Genomic DNA, 18,978 nt, shown 5'->3' with positions numbered 1-18,978 from the left:
TGAGGGCATGATCGTCCAGGAAAGCCTCGTTTCGCTCGCCACCACCGAGATCCGGAAGTTGATAGTGAGCGGTGAACTGGCACCCGGGGACAAGCTGAACGAGCCTCCGCTGGCGGAACGCCTGGGAATTTCCCGCCCCCCGCTGCGTGAAGCCCTCCGAACGCTGGAAAGCGAAGGCCTCCTGGAACAATCACCCCGGCGCGGCTACCGCGTGGTCTCCATGACGGAGACGGATATCAACGAGATCTACTCCTTGCGGCGGGCATTGGAAATGTTCGCCCTGGACTACCTGCTGGCGAGGAAGGACCCCGCCACCTACGCACCCCTGGATCCGATCATGAAGGCCATGCGCGCCGCCGCAAAACGCGGTGACCGGGCCGCCGTGGTCCAGGCCAACATTGACTTCCATACGGCGCTGGTTGATGCCGCCGGCCACCGCAGGCTCAGCGATACCTACCGGTCGCTGATGCTGCAGATGCAGCTTTGCATGGCAGCCAACGTGCTGAACGAGGCCAGGACCAAAGGCGACCTCACCAAAGGCGTGGACCGGCATACCGAGCTGCTGGCCTGTCTGCGTTCGGGAGACCCGGAGCGGATCCGCCGCGAATTCGAAGAACACGGTGAGCGGGACTACCTTGAAGGCGAGACCGCCCTGGAACAGCGGGCGGCCGGGGCATGAGCCACTCACTGCTGGCGGGCCTGAACGCCGGATACCAGGACGCCACCGCCATCGCGGACGCTGTGCGGGCGGGGGCGGTGACCGCCGGCGAGGTTGTGGCCGCAGCCCACCGGCGCGCGTCCGCCCCCGAAGGCCAGGCGCTCAATGCCTTCGTGACGGCGGACTGGGATGGCGCGGCGCAGGCTGCGGCCATCCTCGACGCCCGCCGAGCCGCCGGTGAAACGCTCGGCCTGCTGGCCGGGGTGCCCTTCAGCGTGAAGGACGTGATCGCCGTCGCCGGCCTGCCGGTCACAGCGGCCAGCCAGGCGTTCGCCGACACCGTGGCCACAACCACAGCACCGGCCGTGCAGCGGCTCCTGGAGGCAGACGCCATCCTGGTGGGCAAAACCAACTGCCCCGAATTCGCGTTTGGCATGACCTGCGACAGCCCGCTGCTGGGCAGGACCCTGAATCCACGCTATTCAACAGCAACCCCGGGAGGCTCCAGCGGCGGCGAAGCAGCGTCGGTGGCCGCGGGGATCTCGGCCCTGGGGGTCGGCACGGATTTTGGCGGCTCCTTGCGCTGGCCCGCCCAATGCGTAGGTATCGCTGCGCTGCGGCCCGGGCTGGGGGCAGTGCCCGGGGAAGGGCAGGTCCCGGGACTTGACGGGAACTTTGGTTCCGACGGCGTGGTCCCCGCCGTGAGCCCGGGTATGCAGGGCTCATTCCAAACCGTCGGCCCGCTCGCACGGTCGGTGCGTGATTTGCGGGCGGCGTACCTGGTGATGTCCGGGGCGGAAGCGGACGCCGGGTCCCTCACGGACACTCCCCTCCGGATTGCCTGGAGCGACGGCAGCACGTTTGGTCCAGTCCGCCGCGAGGTCACCGCGCTCATGGAAATGCTCGCAGCCGCAGTTGCCGCGGCGGGCCATACGGTGGCCCACCAACCGGAGCTGTTTGCGGAGTGCCTGCCCGCCTACAACCGCCTGCGCGGGGTGGACCCCATGCTGGACCACGTAGCCGCCATCGCCGGCAAGGAGGCCGGCATTTCAGCGGCCAACCTGAAAACCATCCGGGATTCGCTGTCGGCGTCCCCCGGGGAGCTGGACCTGGCCCGCACGGCAGCCGACGCTGCTCGGTCCAGCGCCCTGGACCAGATCGCTGCGGTGGATTTTGCCCTGCTCCCCGTCGCCGGCGGTCCGGCCGCCGATCCGGAAGGCGCCCTGGACGTGGACGGCACCAGCCTGCAGGGCTGGGAGATCATGGGTCCCTGCCGGGCCGTGACGTTGACTGGATGCCCGGTGGTGTCCTTGCCGGTGAGACTGTCTACGGACGGACTCCCCCTGTCGGTCCAGGTGGTGGCAGCTCCCGGCGGGGAGCTGAAGGCCCTCGCGTTTGCTGAAGTCCTCGAAGGGCTGGCCGCAAGCCTCACCCAAGGGGCCGAGGTGCTGGGCGTCCCCGACTGACGGTGAAAACTGTCTACAGAATTCATAATTAACCTTTCCGAAACGAAGCAGGTAATTCCCGGACACACGCAGCCCATAGCGTCAGTCCTGTCAGCAAACATCACTGGCACGGATCACTGAAAGTGGGAAGCACCGCATGTTTTCACGCACACGCAAAGCCGCCGTCGTAACCGCCCTGGCCGCCTTCACGTTCGCCGCCAGCGGCTGCGCAGCCAGCAGCAATGCTTCCTCGGATACTCCGGCGAAGGAAAAGTTCACCATCGCCACCAGCGGCACGTTCCGGCCCATCACCTTCTCGGAGGCTGGCAAGCTCACCGGTTTCGACATCGAGGTGGGCACGCTGATCGCGGAGAAGCTGGGCATGGAACCGGAGTTCGTTGAAGGCCAACTGACCGGCCTGCTGCCGGGCCTCAACAGTGGAAAGTTCGACGCCGTGATGTCAGGGCTCACCATGACCGAGCCCCGTAAGCAGTCCATCACTTTCTCCACCCCCTACCTGGCAGACGGCGCGGTTGCGGTGGTGAAGAAGGACAACACCTCCGTGGAGCAGCTCAGCAAGCTGGACGGCCTGGTGGTGGGCGCCATCGGTGGCTCCGGCACGGAAACGGACGTCAAGGGCATCGGCGGGTTTACCGAACTCAAGGCCTACCCCGGCGCTCCGGAAGGGTTTGCCGATGTTGCAGCGGGCAGGATCGCGGTGTTCGCCACGGGCCGGATCGCCGCGGAGAACTTCATGAAGAACTCGCCGCTGGCCTCGGACCTGAAGATCGTGGGAGATGTGTACGGCACCAAGCCCGCCGGCGTCGGCCTCCCCAAGGACGATACCGAGATGAAGCCCAAGGTGGACAAGATCATCGAAGAGCTCAAGGCTGACGGCACCCTGGAGAAACTGAACCAGAAGTGGTTCGGCTTCACGGTCGAGATCCCCGCCGCCTGATTCCCAATGGACACCTACGAGCCCGGCTCTGTTGCAGCCGAATATTTCCCGATCTTCCTGGCCGGTGCCATGACCACCCTGGGAATTGTGGCCGCAGCCATCGTCTGTGCCACTGTCCTGGGCTACATCATCGCCACGCTGCGGCTCTCCAGGATCCGCGCCCTGCGGATCTTCGCCGCCGCGTATGTCTGGTTCTTCCGCGGCCTGCCGCTCATGCTGTCCCTGTTCTTCTTCTATTACACGAAGCCGTTCGGGCTGACCATGGACGCATTTACCGCAGGGCTGATCGCGATGAGCCTCAACTCGGCGTCGTTCTTTTCCGAAATCATCAGGGCCGGGCTCAAATCGGTGAATGCAGGGCACCTGGAAGCGGCGGACTCGGTGGGTATGAATCCGGTGCAGAAGTTTGTGCGGGTGACGGCGCCGGAGGGCATCCGCCTCATGACTCCGCCGTACATCAACAACTGCATCATCATGCTCAAGGAGTCGGCGCAGATCTCGGTGATTACCGTCCCGGACCTGATGCTGCAGGGGCAGAAAGCCTACAACTCCACGTACAACGTGATGGAAACCCTGGGGGTGGTGGCGGCCATGTACCTGGTCATGACCAGCCTGCTCATGGTGGTCCAGATCATTATCGAAAAGAAGATGGGCCGCAAAATGGGCACCACCAAACAACTCCGCGAAGCTGTTGGGAGCATGGCATGATCGGCATCACCGGACTCACCAAGAGCTACAACTCCCGCGAAGTACTCAAGGATGTGGACCTGCGCATCCTTCCGGGCGAGGTGGTGGCCATCATCGGCCCCAGCGGTGCCGGGAAGAGCACGCTGCTGCGCTGCATCAACATGCTGGAGGTGCCGGACTCCGGGCGCATCCATGTGGACGGCCGGCAGGTTTTCTACACTCCCAACTCCCGGGGCAAGCTCGGTGTGGTGGACCAGTTCCGGCTGACCTGGCTGCGCCGGGAGATCGCCATGGTGTTCCAGCAGTTCAACCTCTGGCCGCACCGGACCGTACTGGACAACCTGCTGGAAGGCCCGGTGATCGCCAAGCGGCAAAAACGTGCCGACGCGGTTCCGCGGGCGCTCGAAAAGCTCCGCTCGGTGGGCCTGGAGGACAAAGCGGACGCCTACCCCGCAGACCTGTCCGGCGGCCAGCAGCAGCGGGTGGCCATCTGCCGGGCGCTGATGATGGATCCCAAGGCCATCCTGTTTGACGAGCCCACGTCCGCCCTGGATCCGGAACTGGTGAATGAAGTCCTGGACATCATGGCGAAGCTGGCGAAGACCGGCATGACCATGGTGATCGTGACCCACGAGATGAAGTTTGCCCGCGAGGTGGCGGACCGGGTGATCTTTATGGAACACGGCGGCATTGTGGCGGAGGGCCCGCCGGATGAAGTGTTCCAGCACCCGCGCCTGCGTGTGTACGCATCCCACCTGAGCCACTGAATGCCGCGGTTTCCATTCACCCGTTCCGGCGCCAGTGCGGGTGAACGCCCGTCCCTGTCCTGCGCGCTGTTGCCGGGCATCCGCATCCCCGGGCAGCTGATCGGCATTGGCGAAAACTACTGGCCTGACCCTGGTGCCGGTCAGCCGGCGCTCCCGGTGCCCGCCGGAGGCACAGCCCCGGACCGGCGGGCAGCGGGGCGTATCCCCCTGGTGTTCGGCAAATTCGCCGGCAGCCTGGCTGCTGACGGCGAGCCGATCATCCTCAACCCGGCACGTGCCGGAACGGTGGTGTGCGAAGGCGAGCTCGCCGTCGTGATGAGACGTGTCCTCAAGGACGCCGCCACGCCGGAGGAGGCACTCGCGGCCGTTGCAGGGGTGACAGTGGCAAACGACGTTTCGGCGCGGGACCTGCAGGCGGCGGACGTCCAGTCCACGCGCGGCAAAAGCCTGGACACGTTCTGCCCGCTGGGGCCGGAGCTGGTGACCCTTGATGAGGTCCCGGACCTTCAGGCTCTCCGCATCGTCACCACAATCAACGGTTCCGTGGTCCAGGATTCCGCCACGTCCCGCATGGTGTTCACCGTGGCGGAACTGCTGGTGTTTTGTTCCGGGTTCATGACCCTCTACCCCGGCGACGTGATCCTCACCGGCACGCCCTGGGCCGCTGACGAATCTGGCCTCGAACTGCGCCCGGGAGATACCGTCTCGGTGGACATTGAAGGGGTGGGAACCCTCACCAACCCGGTGGCTGCGGTGGACTCCCCGGCCGGGCACGTGATGGCGCCGGCTTGATCGTCAGCAGTTACGCGGCGGCTCCCGCCCTGGACGGCTGGGATCCGGAGCAGGAGGCGGCGTTCTTGGCCGCGGCGGCATCGCTGCCGCACGTCTCAGGACTGGAGATTCCGCTATATGCCACGGGAGAGCTGCACAAGTACGACGGCGACTGGTTCCTGAAGCAGGTACGGCACCTTCCCGACCATCTCACGTACGTGGTGACCACCATTCCGGACACCATGGACCGCCTGGCCCGCTCCCCTGACTTCGGACTCGCCTCCACAACTGAGGCGGGTCGGCGGGCGGCCATGGAAAGGGCGGCGGTCGCCGCGGAGGCGGTCCGCACCTTGAACGACGTTCTGGGCCGTCGTGCGGTCCGCGCCGTGCACCTGTTCAGCGCTCCACGCCTGGGCGCCGGTGTGGCGGGCGCTTCCTCGGGTGTGAAGGAGCTGACCGAATCATTGCGGCAGACTGCTGGGTTCCGGTGGGATGGTGCCCGGATTGTCTTGGAACACTGTGATGCGGCCGGCCCGTCCCACGCGCCGGTGAAAGGGTTCCTGCGCTTCGAGCAGGAGGTTGAGGCGGTCCTTGCCACGGGCACCGGTGCGGGGGTAGCGGTGAACTGGGCACGCTCAGTGCTTGAGGACCGGGATCCGGGTGCGCCTGTCCGGCACGTGGAACGTGCCTCAGCTGAAGGCATCCTGGCTGGCGTTGTCGTGTCCGGGTGTTCCTCGCAGGCGACTGATTTTGGTGCGGCGTGGGATGACTCGCACCTGCCGCCTGCGCCGGTTGAACCGGCGTCCCTGCTGACGCCCCAGCGCATCCGGACGTTGGCCGCGGCGGTTGACGCCGGCCTGGACGTCACGGGGCCGGAACCATACCGGGGGCTGAAAGTCTCTGCGCCGCCGGGATCCTCCGTGCTGCAGCGTGTGGCGCTCCTAGAAGAGTCGATCGACGCAGTCCGCACGGCTGGTTTCTAGCGCTGCCTCAGCCGGCAGTGGGCGGGATATTGTGGTTGATACGGAACAGGTTGTCCGGGTCGAACGGTTCTTCAGTGCCTTCCGCGCGAAGGCACTCAGTCGCCCGTCGTCCGCCGAGCCCTGCCAGAACCCATAGATGTTCGGCCACGACCCGTCTCCCCGACGCTGCTCGGGGTGGGACCTGACGCAGAGTAAGCGGCGGCACACCTGGCCAGCCGGTTTTCCTAGCGTTTAAGGGTTTGGTTGGGGCTCGAGCCGCCGGCGGAGCAGGCAGAACTCGTTGCCTTCGGGGTCGGCGAGGACGTGCCATTGCTCGTCGCCGGACTGCCCGACGTCGACCGGCCGGGCACCGAGGGCCAGCAGGCGTTCCAGCTCGGCGGCCTGGTCCCGGTCGATGGGGTTGACGTCGATGTGCAGCGGCAGCCGCCCAGTCCGCGGGTTGGTGCTGGGGCTCAGGATGATGGTGGGCTGCAGGCCGCCGAACCCGGGCTTGGCCGGGCCGATCTCGATGGAACCGTCCTCCCGGTCGAGTTCCACGTAGCCGAGGACGCCGCACCAGAACGTCGAGAGCAGTTCCGGGTCGGCGCAGTTGAGGACCAGTTCGCTGATGCGGGAGACCATGCTGCCCAGTGTACTGACGACGGCGACTGGCTGGTTGTGCTGGTTGACTGCCGGCTGCTTCGAGTCCGGCGTGTGGCTGCCGCGTCAGGCGAGGTTGAGTAGTACGTAGGCGGCGGTTCCGATGCCAACGCCGAGGAGGGTGAGCCGTCTGCCAAGGACGTGAGTGGCGGCTGTTACGTCCACGGCCATGAATACGGCAAGGACGCCGCCGGTGAGGAGGACACTGTTTTGGACTACGGCCTGAGGTTTTCGGACCCGGCGAAGTACTCGCGCGCCCTGCGCCGCGCCCACGAACTGGTCATCTCCGGCGTCCCGCGCCCGGAGATCCCCACCGACCTAGCGGATTCGTGGCGCCGCTCCATGGCCCTGGGCATCAGCCCGGACCAGCACAGCCCGCGGCACCTGCACGACGCCGCCGACGTCCCGGAGCTGCGGCGGGAGCACCGGCTGCAGCAGGTCATGCCGGCGCTCAACGACCTGCTGGCCGATGATTCCAGTTCCGGCCGGCACCTGTTGGTACTCACCGATGCCCGCGGCGAGATCCTGCGCCGGGTGGGCAGCCCGGAGGTGCTCCGTCGGGCAGACCGGCTGGAGTTCTCCGAAGGTGCGGACTGGTCCGAGGCCGGGATCGGCACCAACGCCATCAGTGAAGCACTGGTCACCGGGCGGCCGGTGCAGCTGTTCTCCGCCGAGCATCTGGTCCGCACCCACCATGAGTAGGCCTGCACGGCGGCGCCCATCACGGACCCGGCCACGGGCCGTCTGCTTGGCGTCCTCGACGTCTCCGGACCGCTGGACACCATCAGCGCGGACACGCTGCGGATGGTGCGGTGCGCGGTCAGGGTAGCGGAGGCCCTTCTGGGAACGCCCGACGGCGGGAGGTCCTTGGATGCCTCACCTCACCGGGGTGGGTCCCGGCAGCCCGTCCGCCGGCCGGTTGCTGCCGTCGAGCGGCTGGAGCTTCTCGGGGACAAACCTGCCGCGGTGTTCCGCGACGGGAGCCGGGTGCCGCTGACGCTGCGCCGGGCCGAAATCCTCGCGCTGCTGGATTCACGCTCCCAGGGCTGGACCGCCGAGGAGATGGCCTACGAGCTCTACGGGGATACGGGCACCACCGTGGCCATCCGCACCGAGATGTTCCGGGTCCGCTCGATGCTGGGCGACGCCGTGGAGTCGAACCCATACCGGTTTGCTGCGGGGCTTGTTGGGTGTTCAGATGCGGGGCGGGTGCTGCGGTTGCTCCGCGAGTGCCGAGTGGTGGAGGCGCTGGAGGCGTACAGCGCTCCCCTGCTCAGCCGCTCCGGCGTCCTGGCGGTGCAGCTGCTCCGGGACCGGCTGGACCTGGCGCTGGGCGCGGCCGTGCGTTCCAGCGGTGACGCCGGGCTTATCAGCCTCTGGCTGTCCACGGATATGGGTGCCGAGGATTTCGAAGCGGTCGAGGTGTTGGGACGGCTGGTGGGTCGCGGGGATGCGCGGTATCTGACGTTCCGGGTTTGTCCATGAATTGAGCCTTCTTCGCGAAAGTTCGCGCCCCGGTAAGTGCGGTTATTCTTAGGCCGCCCACAACACGCGGGCCGTCCCGGCTACAGCTGCACCACCGGTCTTGGGCACTTCGGACACGAAGATGGCCTTGGCTTTGACGTTTGGGCATTCCTTGCCGACCTGGTCGGCAGGTTTGTGACGATCCAGTTGCCGGAGTCCACGGTGTCGCCGTGCAGGACGACGAACGCAATGGCGACCTAGCCGGTAGTTTCTCCAGTGGCGCCCACGATGCCGGCTTTCTCCACCCGCGGGGTGACTGACCCGGGAGATTCGGTTCCGCGGGGGTCCGGCATGGCCTTCCCGTCAATCCTCCCCCTGCGACCGATGTTCGGTACCCAATCGCTGTTGTCGGGGATGCCTGGTATCCTGGAAACTCCGTTTGTTAGTTGATAGAGGATGCCTTGATACCGATTGTTGATTTGTTCGCTGGTCCGGGCGGCCTCAATGAGGGTTTTTGCAGTGCTCTCGATATCAACGGTAAGCGTGTCTTCGACAGCGTTGCCTCGTTCGAAATGGATGCTCTGGCGTGCAGGACGCTGAGACTTCGATCGACGTTTAGGGCACTCAGGGCGAATGGCGCAGACCTAGGTCCTTACTACAAATACATCTCCGGCCAAGCTACGTGGAACGAGACGTTAAGCGGCAAATTCCGTGAGGCCTATGAATCTACAGCGGAGCACATCTTTCAGGTCGAGCTTGGTGAGGAACAGCGCAAGGAAGTTGATGCCACCATCTTGGAAAAGCTTGGCCGACACGAAAGTCGAGGGCACTGGATCCTAATTGGCGGGCCACCGTGCCAAGCCTATTCCTTGGCCGGGCGGTCCCGACGGACCAGTGATGAATACTTCGAAAGCGACCATAAGCACTTCCTGTACAAGGAATACCTCCACATTCTTGACGCGTTCCAACCGTCGATTTTCGTGATGGAGAACGTCAAGGGCCTATTGTCGTCGACGCATGGGGGCAAAGGCATGTTCCTCAGGATTTTGGACGATCTTCGGAAACTTCCTGGAGGCGTTCGTTACGAGATCCGTTCTCTGGTTGTTGACGTGGACCACGAAGACGTCCAACCCGAGGATTTCATTATTCGAGCCGAGGAACACGGGCTCCCACAGAAACGGCACCGAGTGATCCTGCTGGGCGTCAGGAGCGACCTCGCACATCGGATCCCCCGAAGGGTACTAGATCTATCCCCAGAACCGGTGACTGTCCGGGACGCCATCGGCGGCCTTCCAGCACGGGTTTCTGTTGCCTCTGGTCGTTTACCCAAACGGGCACTGAACTGGGAAGAAGAATTGTCAGTTGCCACTGCTGATGCTAAGTTGGCGGCCGATCCTAGGTCAGACATGGCGGATGTGGATAATCAAGCTGCGAAGGATCTTCGCGAGTGGCTGGAAGACGATAACATCACGGCCCCTGTCCATCACGTGCCCCGCTCCCACATGATTTCAGACTTGGTCCGATACCGAGTTATGGCTACCAAAGCACTGGAGCTCGGACGCAGTCCGAAATATGCGGATCTGCATGAGTCCTTGCAACCAGACCACAACAACATCGGTCAGGCAAATACGCCATTCACGGACCGGTTCAGGGTTCAAGTGTGGGATCAGCCATCAACGACCGTCGTTTCTCACATCTCGAAAGACGGTCATTACTACATCCATCCGGACCCTATTCAAGGGCGGAGCCTTACAGTTCGCGAGGCAGCTCGTTTGCAGACCTTCCCGGATAACTACTTCTTTGAGGGAGCGCGGACTCAGCAGTTCCATCAAGTCGGAAATGCTGTGCCCCCGCTTCTGGCGAGGAAGATCGCCGACAAGGTTGCACTGATGTTGGGGTCGCTCTTCGACGGCCCGGTGGGCTAACTCCAATTTTTGACGGCTGGCCGATACCTCTATAAAAGAGGCAACCAGCCGCCGCTATCCCGGACCGGAAATCAAGCTAGAACTGCGCTCACAGGGTGAACCCGTCAAATCCGGCGGTGTTAGCTCTCTCCACCAGCTGCAGGAGAACTTTCGATTGCGCTTCTGTTGGAATGCCAGGACGACGGCCGGTGCATACCCCGAGAATGGACGTTTCTTTCAGAGTGGCCACTCGTACAGTCGACAGGAAAGCCTCCAGTTCAAGCCATTGCCCTCGAGGTGTCTCAATGACACGTGTCTGGGCTTGGATGCCTGAGTCGATTTTTTGGTTAGATTTGGCCATACTCTGTCGCCGAATGACGGCTGTAGGGTCCGCGAGCCACGTCTTTGCGTCGTCAGGCAACCACGCCGGAATCCCACGGACTTGCGTCCAACAGTCCTCGCGCTTGGCCCATTCTGTAACGTTCTGAACTAGCCGACGATCTGCGATCAGCACACTTCGCACATCGCGCGCCAACTCCACGCAGTAATCCAGCAGGTTGGGGGAAACGGCTTGCTGATTCCATATCTTGGAAAAATCAAGAACGCTATTTCCAGCCCGAGTTTCAACGACGTTAGCTAACTTGGCAATCGTGTATGTCACGATATTTGCAAGATAGCCGGTTTCATCCTTGTACCAGTCAGCCTTCGAAACTTCTCTTCGAACAGAGTTGAATAGAATGTTTTTTGCTACTCCGTCTCGGAAGAACTCATCGTTGAAATCGTCGGGCGAATAATCCCATTTTTTTGAAATTGTCACGGCAAAGCTTAGAAAATTCTTCTGTGCACCTGAGCTGACAATATGGGGTTTCTGATCCCAAGACGACATGTACTTAGCCAAATCGGTCTTAGTGAACATCTGCGATTTAGGATTCTCCTGCTCAAACCGGAGAGCCTCTGACGGCATACGTCGCGTTTTCTCATTGGAGTACTGGCCTCGAATGCGCTCGTAGTACCACTTACTTTGAATCCGAGTTCCGGCAACTGCAGGGACCCGCAGCCGCCGCGAGAGGTCTTCGAGTCGCTGGTGGAAGGGGCTATTGGAGAAGAAATCGGCGGCGCTCACAGCGTTCTGGCTGTTGGCAAACCGGGAAATGTTAGGTACAAGTGTCTGCGCCCGATCTTCGTCAACCATCACCAGTTTCATCGGGACCACGACATTGGCTAAGGCTGCCTTAGCCTTCTGTTCCCGACCGACGTAAAACAGGCTTGCCGTGGTCTGTCCGCCGTTGACAATTTGAAGGTCCACAACGCTGAGGATTGACGAACGGTCACCTGACATCTCAACCTTCGTGGCTGTTGCCGTAATGCCATTGTTGTAGGCCATAAAGAGGTGCGGCGATGCATTCACGGTGTCACGGATACCCTTGTTGACCTTGCCACGATTGGAAAGGTAGGAACGGACGTTGCTTTCAAGCAGCCGGTTGCCGTGCCTTGAGTAGAGGTCTGCTAGTAAAGGTCCAGGAACGGCTGCCAGATACGTTGCGAAGTCCTCCGTGCCTGCAATCTCGAGAGCTGGAATGCCGTTCGGCGCCCACTCGGTGACATCAATCTCTAGGGCTTCACGTTGTTGTTTTGACTCGTGCAGTTGATGGAAGCGTTCGATGTCCCAGAAGGAGAAGTCGACAGGCACGCCGTTCAGTTCCTCGCTTGGCAAATCACGTAGCCTGTCACTAAGTTTGCCATCGGTGACCAAGTGGAGTCGGAACCTAGAAATGGACGTCCGTCGAAGACGGATATCGATAGCTGCTTGAACCGCGGGCGAGCTGGCTTCACGGTCAACTTCAAACTGCCCTGAAGTAGCTTCGTCAAGGAAATACTGGAGGGCCTTCAGTGCATTCTTGGCGTCGGTAGTCGTGACGGCGGAAATTTCGGGGGTTCCGTGGTGGATGCCCACGACGAGACTGGCCGTGTCGTCCGACGCTGACAGGTCATATCCTTGGATTCGAAGCTTGCGCTGTCTTTGGCCCGTCCCCTCGAACTGCAGAACTTGGATTTCCTCGAACTGGTCGGCTTCGCCCAAGATTTCCCCACAGCGGCGAATGAACGCGTCCACTGTGTAGTCACCGGACGCACTCGCGTCGGTGGCCACGTCCTGTTGAAAGTCCACGTAGTACTCTTTGAGATCCATATGCTATTCCTCCACCTCGGTAGCTGGTGTAAGCACCAGATCTCGGATACTTCGTTCGTATCCGCCAATTTCGCTTAGCAGTATCTTGTAGTTGACGCCGGCGGCTCCGTGCGGAACTATTTTGGCTGTAATACGTGGGAAATCGCCGGAAACTTCGAACAGCCGAACTGTCGTACAGGATAGATGGGTGTCCTCGTAGAACGCATCGCTTAAGTCGATTTCATGTTGCGCTAGCGCATCCTCGAACGACTCGGCTATTGAGGGCTGGCCCTGGAGTCGGAGACGGATTGAGGCCACCAATTCGGGCAGCGTCATCGACCCGTCGAACGATGTTTGATCATCGAGAACTGTTGCAATGGCCAGGTAGATGTCCTCGCCGTCGAGTTGGTACTCCGATGCGATGTCGACTGCGCGCGATGTTGGGCGGATGCTTTTTACCTCGACGGAGAATCTTGGAAATTGGAAGTCTTGGTCTGCCATGAAAGGACCCTCCCACGCGCTCACAGTGGCAGCATCTGACGCGATCGCCGAACATGTCACAAAGCCGACGTACAACTCAGCAAAGAGCCCGCGGAGTTCCGCCAAGGACATTCGGTTTGGAGCCGCGAAGAGTTTCTTCCACTCGGACACCGACTCCATGAATGCTAGGACGCCGCGCTCCTCCGATGAAGTGGCCTTCACTCGCGCATAAATGTGCTCTGCCAACTGCCGGAATACGGTCTCCGAATCCGGCACCGTGAGGGTTAACGAAAGGGTCCATTTCTCGTCCAGATCTCGTTGTCGTCGATGGACTCGGACGGCCGACGAGAGGGGCGGACTTCCAGGCTTGGCGGTCGCGACGTATCCAAAAGTTAGCCACCCGGTGGTTTCAACCCCATAAAAGAGCCGAAGCGGGAGGCCTGGATCGACCTCCCATGCCCCAATATGGGTGGACGACCGCCTAGTGTCCCAGTCCTTGGCGCTCCACGCCAAGCCGGGTTGGACAGGCCCCATCGTCACGCTGTCGCCCATGACTCGATGTTGAGGAAGCCGTAGCGTTGGGCAACCTTGTTCAAAAGGTATTTGCCCTTACCCGATTCATCCTTATTGCCTTGATCGGCCGGCTTGGGCAACGCGATCTTTAGAGCCACGATTGCTTCGAGCCCATCAATTGTTGCGGGGTCGCTCTTCTGAACACTCGTAGTCCATTTCTTGGTCTCGGGATCCTTTGTCCGGAAACGCTGGACTTGAGTGATTTGAGGAGCCAGCGCATAGACAAAGAGGATGGGATTCGCCAGGTGTTCGTAGAAGTGGTCCTCGGCAACTGCGGTCGATTTGTTAGCACGGCCATCGACAATAGTTTGAAGGGTCTCCGAGGGAATCATTGACTGCAGGTCGGTTCTACCTGCCAGCCGCGAGGACCTGTCTGAAACCAACCATTCCCCGGAATCGGCAGTATTGCGGCTTCCTTGGCGCCTGCTCTTAGACCCGGAGACGAAGGGCCGATGGGTAATTGTTCGCTGTGGCATTACGATGTCGACTGCCCCCAAGCTCAGATTTGGCACGGCCCCACGGGAGCGTTCACCTTCCACGAATACAACGTCCCAAGTCGAGAAGTTCGGATGAGTGGAGTTCTGAACCATGTTGACCAACACGCCATCGTTGAAATAGGCATCGGCTGCGCTGGGAAGGAAACTCGATAGCAATTGGGCGACATGGTCGCGGTCAACTCCGTTGTAGCGGGGCCACTTGTATGTTTCGGAGTCCAGAGGCACGCAGTCCGCAGCCAAAGCTTCCGAAAAGTTACGCACGGCTTCGAGATTTTTCTTTTGTTGGTCGATGTTATCCGTAAGCTTCGTGGTTTCGAGCCGCTGCCCCCGGAGGTCGACGGTCTTGGCGGCGGAGATCGCACTCCTCGACTTGTTACGGGCTGTGATCAGGAGTGCCTCGGGGCTTTCCCTGACCGCCAGTCCGAACTCTCGGGGTGTACGGCCCGAGGTCTTCATCAGCTTTAGTTCCCGGCGCAGTTCTTCGACCGCATCCCCGACGAATCTGTAGTTGTCTGCCGTTTCTGCAGAGATCCAAAGGCGGCACAGCTCGTCGTATCCGTCTCTGTAACCGAACCATCGAGCCATCTGCATCATAGTGTCCGCTGCGCGAACTGAACGGTGGAAGTAACTCACAACTAGGTTGTCTAGCGTCAGCCCGCGGCTTAGGAGGTCCCCACCAACAGCGATCTGCCGAGCCGGCACGTCAGGCTCAAACTCGACATCTACTCCGAGCCGGTCTGGATCTGAATTGTACACTTTCACGCGGATTAGACTGACCGACGAATGAAGGACCTCGGCAATTTGGTGCCACGTATAGCCACAACCGATGTACTCGTCCTGAAAGGTCTCATGCAGCGTCTCGATGACAGGGTTGGGTATCCCTCTCAAGTAGGTGGCTCCGTGAACCTCCAACGCGTCCTTCAGTATTGCGAGCTCCGTGGCAATCAGGTCGCCGACGAGGGCCTGAACATTCTTAAACCGCGAGACGTTGACGAGCATTGATCTCTTCAGCGACGCACTGCCATTGAGATCTAGGACCGCATTGGCTACCAAATACGAGCGTATCGCGGTGCTCAGGCTGCTTGGCAGTGATGTAACCACGTGCCCGTTCTTGTGATTGGTCGGAAGCCATAGTGGGGCGTCGTCGATATGACGCAGTATCGATTCGGTGGGCTCGTCAATAGTTCCGAAGACTCGCCTGATTCCGACATATGTAGATGGAGCTTCTAGCCCGTAAATGTAGTCGTCTGGGAAAAGGTCAGTGACCGTTTCGGCATCCTCCCCTTCATCTGGCTGGATCGTCATCTCGGCTTCATTGTCGATGAATATGTTTGCAAAGGGCGTAGCTGTGATGGCGAGATAGGACGAACGTTCAAAGCGATTCAGCAACGACCGAATCGCCTTGTTTATCGCTGTTGGATCGTCGCCTTCGTTGTTGGTATTGACCGAGGCGTAGTCCGATTCGTCGTCCAGAAGGAGCAGAGGGACGTCCACTTTGGCCTTGTCGGCGTCCAAATTACGGGCCCAGCCAGCCAATGCTTCCAATACAAATTTGTTCTTTTTTACAACAAAAACGAATGGCTCATTGGAGTTCTTGGAAACCGTTAAAGCGGTTCCCCGTTTCGTGGCTTGGAGAAAGTCCATCGCCATGGTCGTCATGCTTTGAGTGCTCAGGACCTTCTTGTCAATTAGACCCACGCCGATGGTCGACTTTATTCCGGTAGAGGTAGATCCATTGAACGCTAGGACCTGCGTATCTCTGCCAAGGATTCCCTCGTCCACTCTCTCTTGAGTCTGGCGGCGGAGGTACTCTGTGTTGCCGGCCAAAATAACGACGAGCCTATAGCCAGCGTCGGCTGCTTTGTTTATAAGGGCCAAGTAGTTTTGGGTCTTGCCGGATTGGACGTCACCGATCAGGAGGCCTCTCCGGGACCACGAGCCTTCTTGGAGAGGATTACCTGCAAGATCCAAGACTTCGTCCGTGAACTTGTCTAATTTGTTGAGAACGTCGGAGGAGCGCTTCTTCTTAGCAAGTAGCTTCCGATATGCCCGCCATCGAGTCCATACGATCGAAGGTCGCGCTTCGTCCAGCCACGGAACATGGTCTTCCTTGGTCACTATGGTGCCGAGCTCGATCGTGGCCATCAGTGACTTGATCAAACGTAAAGCTACGCCCTCGAGCTGGACGTCCGTAGCTCCTGGGACCTGCATTTTACCGAAGCTCACAACTGCTGACTGGATAGCCTGCTCTGTGATGCCTGGGCGAGGCTCCTGCGTTAGGGGGTCCACGTTCCAAGCATGGATTGCCTGCTCTACTCGGTCCAAAGATTCAGACAGGTCCTTAAGATCAGAGTTCATTTCGTGCAACCTTTCGAAGGAAACTCTCGGGGTCAGCGACCGAGCTAAACATGTCGGAGGCAGCAAAACTGGCTACAAATTCATCTGGGGTACCGCCCATCAGCGACACGCACTTCCATATCTTTGTGGCCTCAATAACAAGGTCCGCGTTCGCCAAAGACGAAGGGGCGTAAGTGAAGTCTTGACCCAGAAGGTTGTATGCATGATCGACGGGGAAACTTCGCTCAAGGAGGCCGAGGAGGGTCTGGAATGACGTGACGCCGCCCGGTCCTGCCGCGGCCGCCATGGCAGAAACAAGCGGATGCTTCCGATTGATCTCGTACCGGAAGGATCCATCCTGATCCACAATGTTCCAAGCCGGAACGACTGCACCAGTCGACGCAACTCGTCCGCGGTATTCGGCTACTCGGCGGCTTGGTGCGATCATCTTCTCGGATACGTTCTTGAGCCGTTCACGGATGACCGTGGGCGGTTCTGCTTGGGCCTTCTTGATATCGAGCGACCACAGGTGGTCCAACGTATTGGGAATATCGACGCGGACGCGGGCCAACTTGCCAAGTTCGTGCTTAGGCATGATGCGGAACCATGTTCCCCAGATCACTAGGCGTTTCTCGCGATAGATGTAAAAGCCTTGGCTGTCACGGAGAGACCCGCTCACTTGGGCTAGCTGGCGCTGCCTCTGTGTGAGTTTGTTCAGATGAGGGAGCGTGAAAGCCTGGAGGACTACCGACCCGCCGTCAACGGCGATCAGCTCCGTAGGGCCTACCTGGGTTGCCTTGTGGGTCGGCATCAGAGGGTCTGCGCCTTCGATGGGGCGCGCGTTCAGGGCTATTTGCAATGGCTCGCCGTGCTCGCCAGCTAGGAATCTGTGGAACACCAATGAAAGATGGTCCCGGAGCTCCACGAGGGCGCGGTTCAATCCGGTGTCGAGATTCCCATGGGTACTGTGCAAGATGTCAAGGTTTCGCCACAACACTAGCGTTCCGGAACCGTGCTCATTGAGTAGCTCAAATCCGGGGAGATCAACACATTCTCTTTCGTTTAGTTCAATCAAACTCCACGATTGGGTTCTTTGCAGATGGTCGAGGTCCCACTCATAGCCGCATAGGACACCATCACGTCGGGACACCAACGTCAGTCGCCTGCATTGGGACAGAGAGGCTGTCTTCAGTCCGAGTCCGAAGCGACCGAGATCGGTGGTCGATCGGGTCGAAACAGAACTAGTACCGGCCAGACGCATTGCGTGTTGGGCCTGCTCGCCTGTCATGCCGATGCCATCGTCGACAATGGCCAAGTAGTCTTCAGGATGACTGCCGGCCCGTATCTCGATGCTCGTGGATCCAGCCGTGATTGAGTTATCAATTATGTCGGCGACGGCTGTCGTAAGGGTGTATCCCACGGCGCGCAAGGACTCCATCAAATGCGGGTCCGGCACCATCGTTATTTCCGAGCTCATTCATATCCCCATGTAAATTCATAGCGTATCCAAACAACGGTGTTAAGATCACACGGGCCCACCGGGCCGCTATGTCAACCAGTACAGCCTTGCAGATGCCAGCGACAATAGGTGCCACTATCCGCTATTAGCTTGAAGGTTTCATAAAAAGTACTGCACATGCGGCACCAGCGCCACACACCGTCGTGGGCAGAGCCGTCACCGAGGGTTATTACGTGCCTAGGGACGCGGTGATTTGCTGCATGACGGTATTTGTTGGCGAGCCCGGAGGCGTCGCCGCAGTCTCCCCACATTCCGCTCCGCAGCATCGAGATTTTCTCCGAAGCCCACCAACTGGGCCCGCCCGTCATCCCGTAAACCATGAACATGGCGCGCCTGATGGGGCGTATATGCATGTCGATTCAAGTACTGAACAATCACATGTGATTGGAAGGTTGAACTACTTTGCGACGGGAATCGATCAAGTCAAGCCGACCGCCCAAGTGGTGGATTCCAGTGCACCTCTAGACGATATGAGTGTGCGGGCGGGCCGGCCCTGAGGTAGGGACTGGAACCTCGGGTTCAAAGGGGTTCGTGGGTTGCCGGTTGGTCTTTCCGCACGCAGGTGCGGGGTGTGGACTGGTAGAGCCACATTTGAACGTTTGGAGGTTCCAGCCATGAATAAGCGTACTTACGTCGGTTTGGATGTCCATGCCCGCAGCGTGAAGGGCTGCGCGATAGACCAGGAAACCGGTGAAATGCTCCGTCAGAGTCTGGCCGGCAGCGAGGCCGGGGTTTTGGAGTGGGTTTCGGGTTTGCGTGGTCCTGTTCTTGTTGTTTATGAGGCAGGCCCGACCGGTTTCGGGTTGGCTCGGCGGCTGGCCGGTGCAGGGATCGAGTGCTTGGTTGCAGCGCCGTCTAAGCTGCAAAGGCCGTCCGGGGACCGGGTGAAAACAGATGCCCGGGATGCTGAGCATCTTGCCCGGCTGGCGCTACTTGGACAGATCACGCCCGTGCGGGTTCCTGGGAACGCCGATGAAGCAGCCAGGGATCTCGTCCGTGCCCGTGAGGACGTCCGGGCAGACCTGATGCGGGCCAGGCATCGGATCTCGAAGCTTTTCCTTCGCCACGGTTTGGTTTACTCCGGGGGCAATGCCTGGACCGACGCCCATCACACCTGGCTGCACCGGCA

General features: G+C 60.6%; 16 protein-coding genes. 11 read left to right on the top strand and 5 right to left on the bottom strand.

Annotated elements, in window-relative coordinates:
• Positions 1–7 precede the first annotated feature (7 nt).
• From ACU18_RS09870 to ACU18_RS09840, 7 genes are all read left to right on the top strand, one after another.
• Positions 8–679 carry a GntR family transcriptional regulator gene (locus tag ACU18_RS09870; protein WP_050685379.1) on the top strand — a complete coding sequence of 224 codons (672 nt, stop codon included), beginning with the start codon at positions 8–10 and terminating at the stop codon, positions 677–679.
• Complete coding sequence (locus ACU18_RS09865; RefSeq protein WP_050685378.1) at positions 676–2,124, top strand: amidase; 1,449 nt, start codon at positions 676–678, stop codon at positions 2,122–2,124. The genes ACU18_RS09870 and ACU18_RS09865 overlap by 4 nt, the downstream gene beginning before the upstream one ends.
• Before the next feature lie 136 nt (positions 2,125–2,260).
• A complete protein-coding gene (locus ACU18_RS09860; RefSeq protein WP_050685377.1) occupies positions 2,261–3,061 on the top strand; it encodes a transporter substrate-binding domain-containing protein in 801 nt (266 codons plus the stop codon).
• Positions 3,062–3,067: 6 nt separating this feature from the next.
• Positions 3,068–3,769 carry an amino acid ABC transporter permease gene (locus ACU18_RS09855; protein ID WP_050685376.1) on the top strand — a complete coding sequence of 234 codons (702 nt, stop codon included), beginning with the start codon at positions 3,068–3,070 and terminating at the stop codon, positions 3,767–3,769.
• Positions 3,766–4,515: an amino acid ABC transporter ATP-binding protein gene (locus tag ACU18_RS09850; protein WP_050685375.1), complete on the top strand. Its 750-nt coding sequence runs from the start codon at positions 3,766–3,768 to the stop codon at positions 4,513–4,515. The genes ACU18_RS09855 and ACU18_RS09850 overlap by 4 nt, the downstream gene beginning before the upstream one ends.
• Complete coding sequence (locus ACU18_RS09845; protein WP_050685374.1) at positions 4,516–5,307, top strand: fumarylacetoacetate hydrolase family protein; 792 nt, start codon at positions 4,516–4,518, stop codon at positions 5,305–5,307.
• Entirely contained in the window at positions 5,304–6,269 is a 966-nt protein-coding gene (locus tag ACU18_RS09840; protein WP_050685373.1) for a DUF4862 family protein, read from the top strand. The genes ACU18_RS09845 and ACU18_RS09840 overlap by 4 nt, the downstream gene beginning before the upstream one ends.
• A 231-nt stretch (positions 6,270–6,500) precedes the next feature.
• Here the strand turns inward: ACU18_RS09840 and ACU18_RS09835 are convergent, their stop codons facing one another.
• Positions 6,501–6,890, bottom strand: a complete 390-nt coding sequence (locus ACU18_RS09835) for a VOC family protein (protein ID WP_050685372.1) — start codon at positions 6,888–6,890, stop codon at positions 6,501–6,503.
• Between the two features lie 159 nt (positions 6,891–7,049).
• On the opposite strand from ACU18_RS09835, the gene ACU18_RS20205 reads away from it, so the two are divergent.
• The 3 genes from ACU18_RS20205 to ACU18_RS09825 all read left to right on the top strand — a co-directional run bounded on the left by ACU18_RS20205 (position 7,050) and on the right by ACU18_RS09825 (position 10,297).
• On the top strand, positions 7,050–7,610 hold the full coding sequence (locus tag ACU18_RS20205) for a hypothetical protein (protein ID WP_231686045.1): 561 nt from the start codon (positions 7,050–7,052) through the stop codon (positions 7,608–7,610).
• Positions 7,611–7,775: 165 nt separating this feature from the next.
• Positions 7,776–8,393, top strand: coding sequence for a hypothetical protein (locus tag ACU18_RS20200; protein WP_231686044.1), 618 nt, complete (start codon positions 7,776–7,778; stop codon positions 8,391–8,393).
• 440 nt (positions 8,394–8,833) lie between these two features.
• Complete coding sequence (locus tag ACU18_RS09825) at positions 8,834–10,297, top strand: DNA cytosine methyltransferase (protein WP_231686043.1); 1,464 nt, start codon at positions 8,834–8,836, stop codon at positions 10,295–10,297.
• Between the two features lie 88 nt (positions 10,298–10,385).
• On the opposite strand, the gene ACU18_RS09820 is transcribed toward ACU18_RS09825, so the two are convergent.
• From ACU18_RS09820 to ACU18_RS09805, 4 genes are read right to left on the bottom strand one after another with little or no spacing between them, the layout of a single operon-like run.
• A complete protein-coding gene (locus ACU18_RS09820) occupies positions 10,386–12,464 on the bottom strand; it encodes an AIPR family protein (RefSeq protein WP_050685371.1) in 2,079 nt (692 codons plus the stop codon).
• Positions 12,465–12,467: 3 nt separating this feature from the next.
• The gene (locus ACU18_RS09815; protein WP_050685370.1) at positions 12,468–13,475 is read right to left on the bottom strand and encodes a PD-(D/E)XK motif protein; all 1,008 of its coding nucleotides are present in this window, start codon (positions 13,473–13,475) and stop codon (positions 12,468–12,470) included.
• Complete coding sequence (locus ACU18_RS09810; protein ID WP_050685369.1) at positions 13,460–16,351, bottom strand: Z1 domain-containing protein; 2,892 nt, start codon at positions 16,349–16,351, stop codon at positions 13,460–13,462. Before ACU18_RS09810 ends, ACU18_RS09815 begins: the two co-directional genes overlap by 16 nt.
• Positions 16,341–17,807 carry an ATP-binding protein gene (locus ACU18_RS09805; RefSeq protein ID WP_082178267.1) on the bottom strand — a complete coding sequence of 489 codons (1,467 nt, stop codon included), beginning with the start codon at positions 17,805–17,807 and terminating at the stop codon, positions 16,341–16,343. Before ACU18_RS09805 ends, ACU18_RS09810 begins: the two co-directional genes overlap by 11 nt.
• Before the next feature lie 656 nt (positions 17,808–18,463).
• Between ACU18_RS09805 and ACU18_RS09800 the strand changes: the two genes are divergently transcribed.
• A partial coding sequence (locus ACU18_RS09800) for an IS110 family transposase (RefSeq protein WP_157407666.1) occupies positions 18,464–18,978 on the top strand: 515 nt, incomplete at its 3' end.

The organism is Arthrobacter sp. ZBG10, from assembly GCF_001238605.1.
GTDB lineage: Bacteria > Actinomycetota > Actinomycetes > Actinomycetales > Micrococcaceae > Arthrobacter.
The sequence above is the reverse complement of the archived record's forward strand: the minus strand, read 5'-3'. Positions and strand labels throughout refer to the sequence as shown.

Excerpts from the sequence above, each read along its gene's own strand:
- ACU18_RS09870 (WP_050685379.1), top strand. The coding sequence starts at position 8 with ATGATCGTCCAGGAAAGCCTCGTTTCGCTCGCCACCACCGAGATCCGG.
- ACU18_RS09865 (WP_050685378.1), top strand. The coding sequence starts at position 676 with ATGAGCCACTCACTGCTGGCGGGCCTGAACGCCGGATACCAGGACGCC.
- ACU18_RS09860 (WP_050685377.1), top strand. The coding sequence starts at position 2,261 with ATGTTTTCACGCACACGCAAAGCCGCCGTCGTAACCGCCCTGGCCGCC.
- ACU18_RS09855 (WP_050685376.1), top strand. The coding sequence starts at position 3,068 with ATGGACACCTACGAGCCCGGCTCTGTTGCAGCCGAATATTTCCCGATC.
- ACU18_RS09850 (WP_050685375.1), top strand. The coding sequence starts at position 3,766 with ATGATCGGCATCACCGGACTCACCAAGAGCTACAACTCCCGCGAAGTA.
- ACU18_RS09845 (WP_050685374.1), top strand. The coding sequence starts at position 4,516 with ATGCCGCGGTTTCCATTCACCCGTTCCGGCGCCAGTGCGGGTGAACGC.
- ACU18_RS09835 (WP_050685372.1), bottom strand. The coding sequence starts at position 6,890 with ATGGTCTCCCGCATCAGCGAACTGGTCCTCAACTGCGCCGACCCGGAA.
- ACU18_RS09820 (WP_050685371.1), bottom strand. The coding sequence starts at position 12,464 with ATGGATCTCAAAGAGTACTACGTGGACTTTCAACAGGACGTGGCCACC.
- ACU18_RS09815 (WP_050685370.1), bottom strand. The coding sequence starts at position 13,475 with ATGGGCGACAGCGTGACGATGGGGCCTGTCCAACCCGGCTTGGCGTGG.
- ACU18_RS09810 (WP_050685369.1), bottom strand. The coding sequence starts at position 16,351 with ATGAACTCTGATCTTAAGGACCTGTCTGAATCTTTGGACCGAGTAGAG.
- ACU18_RS09805 (WP_082178267.1), bottom strand. The coding sequence starts at position 17,807 with ATGAGCTCGGAAATAACGATGGTGCCGGACCCGCATTTGATGGAGTCC.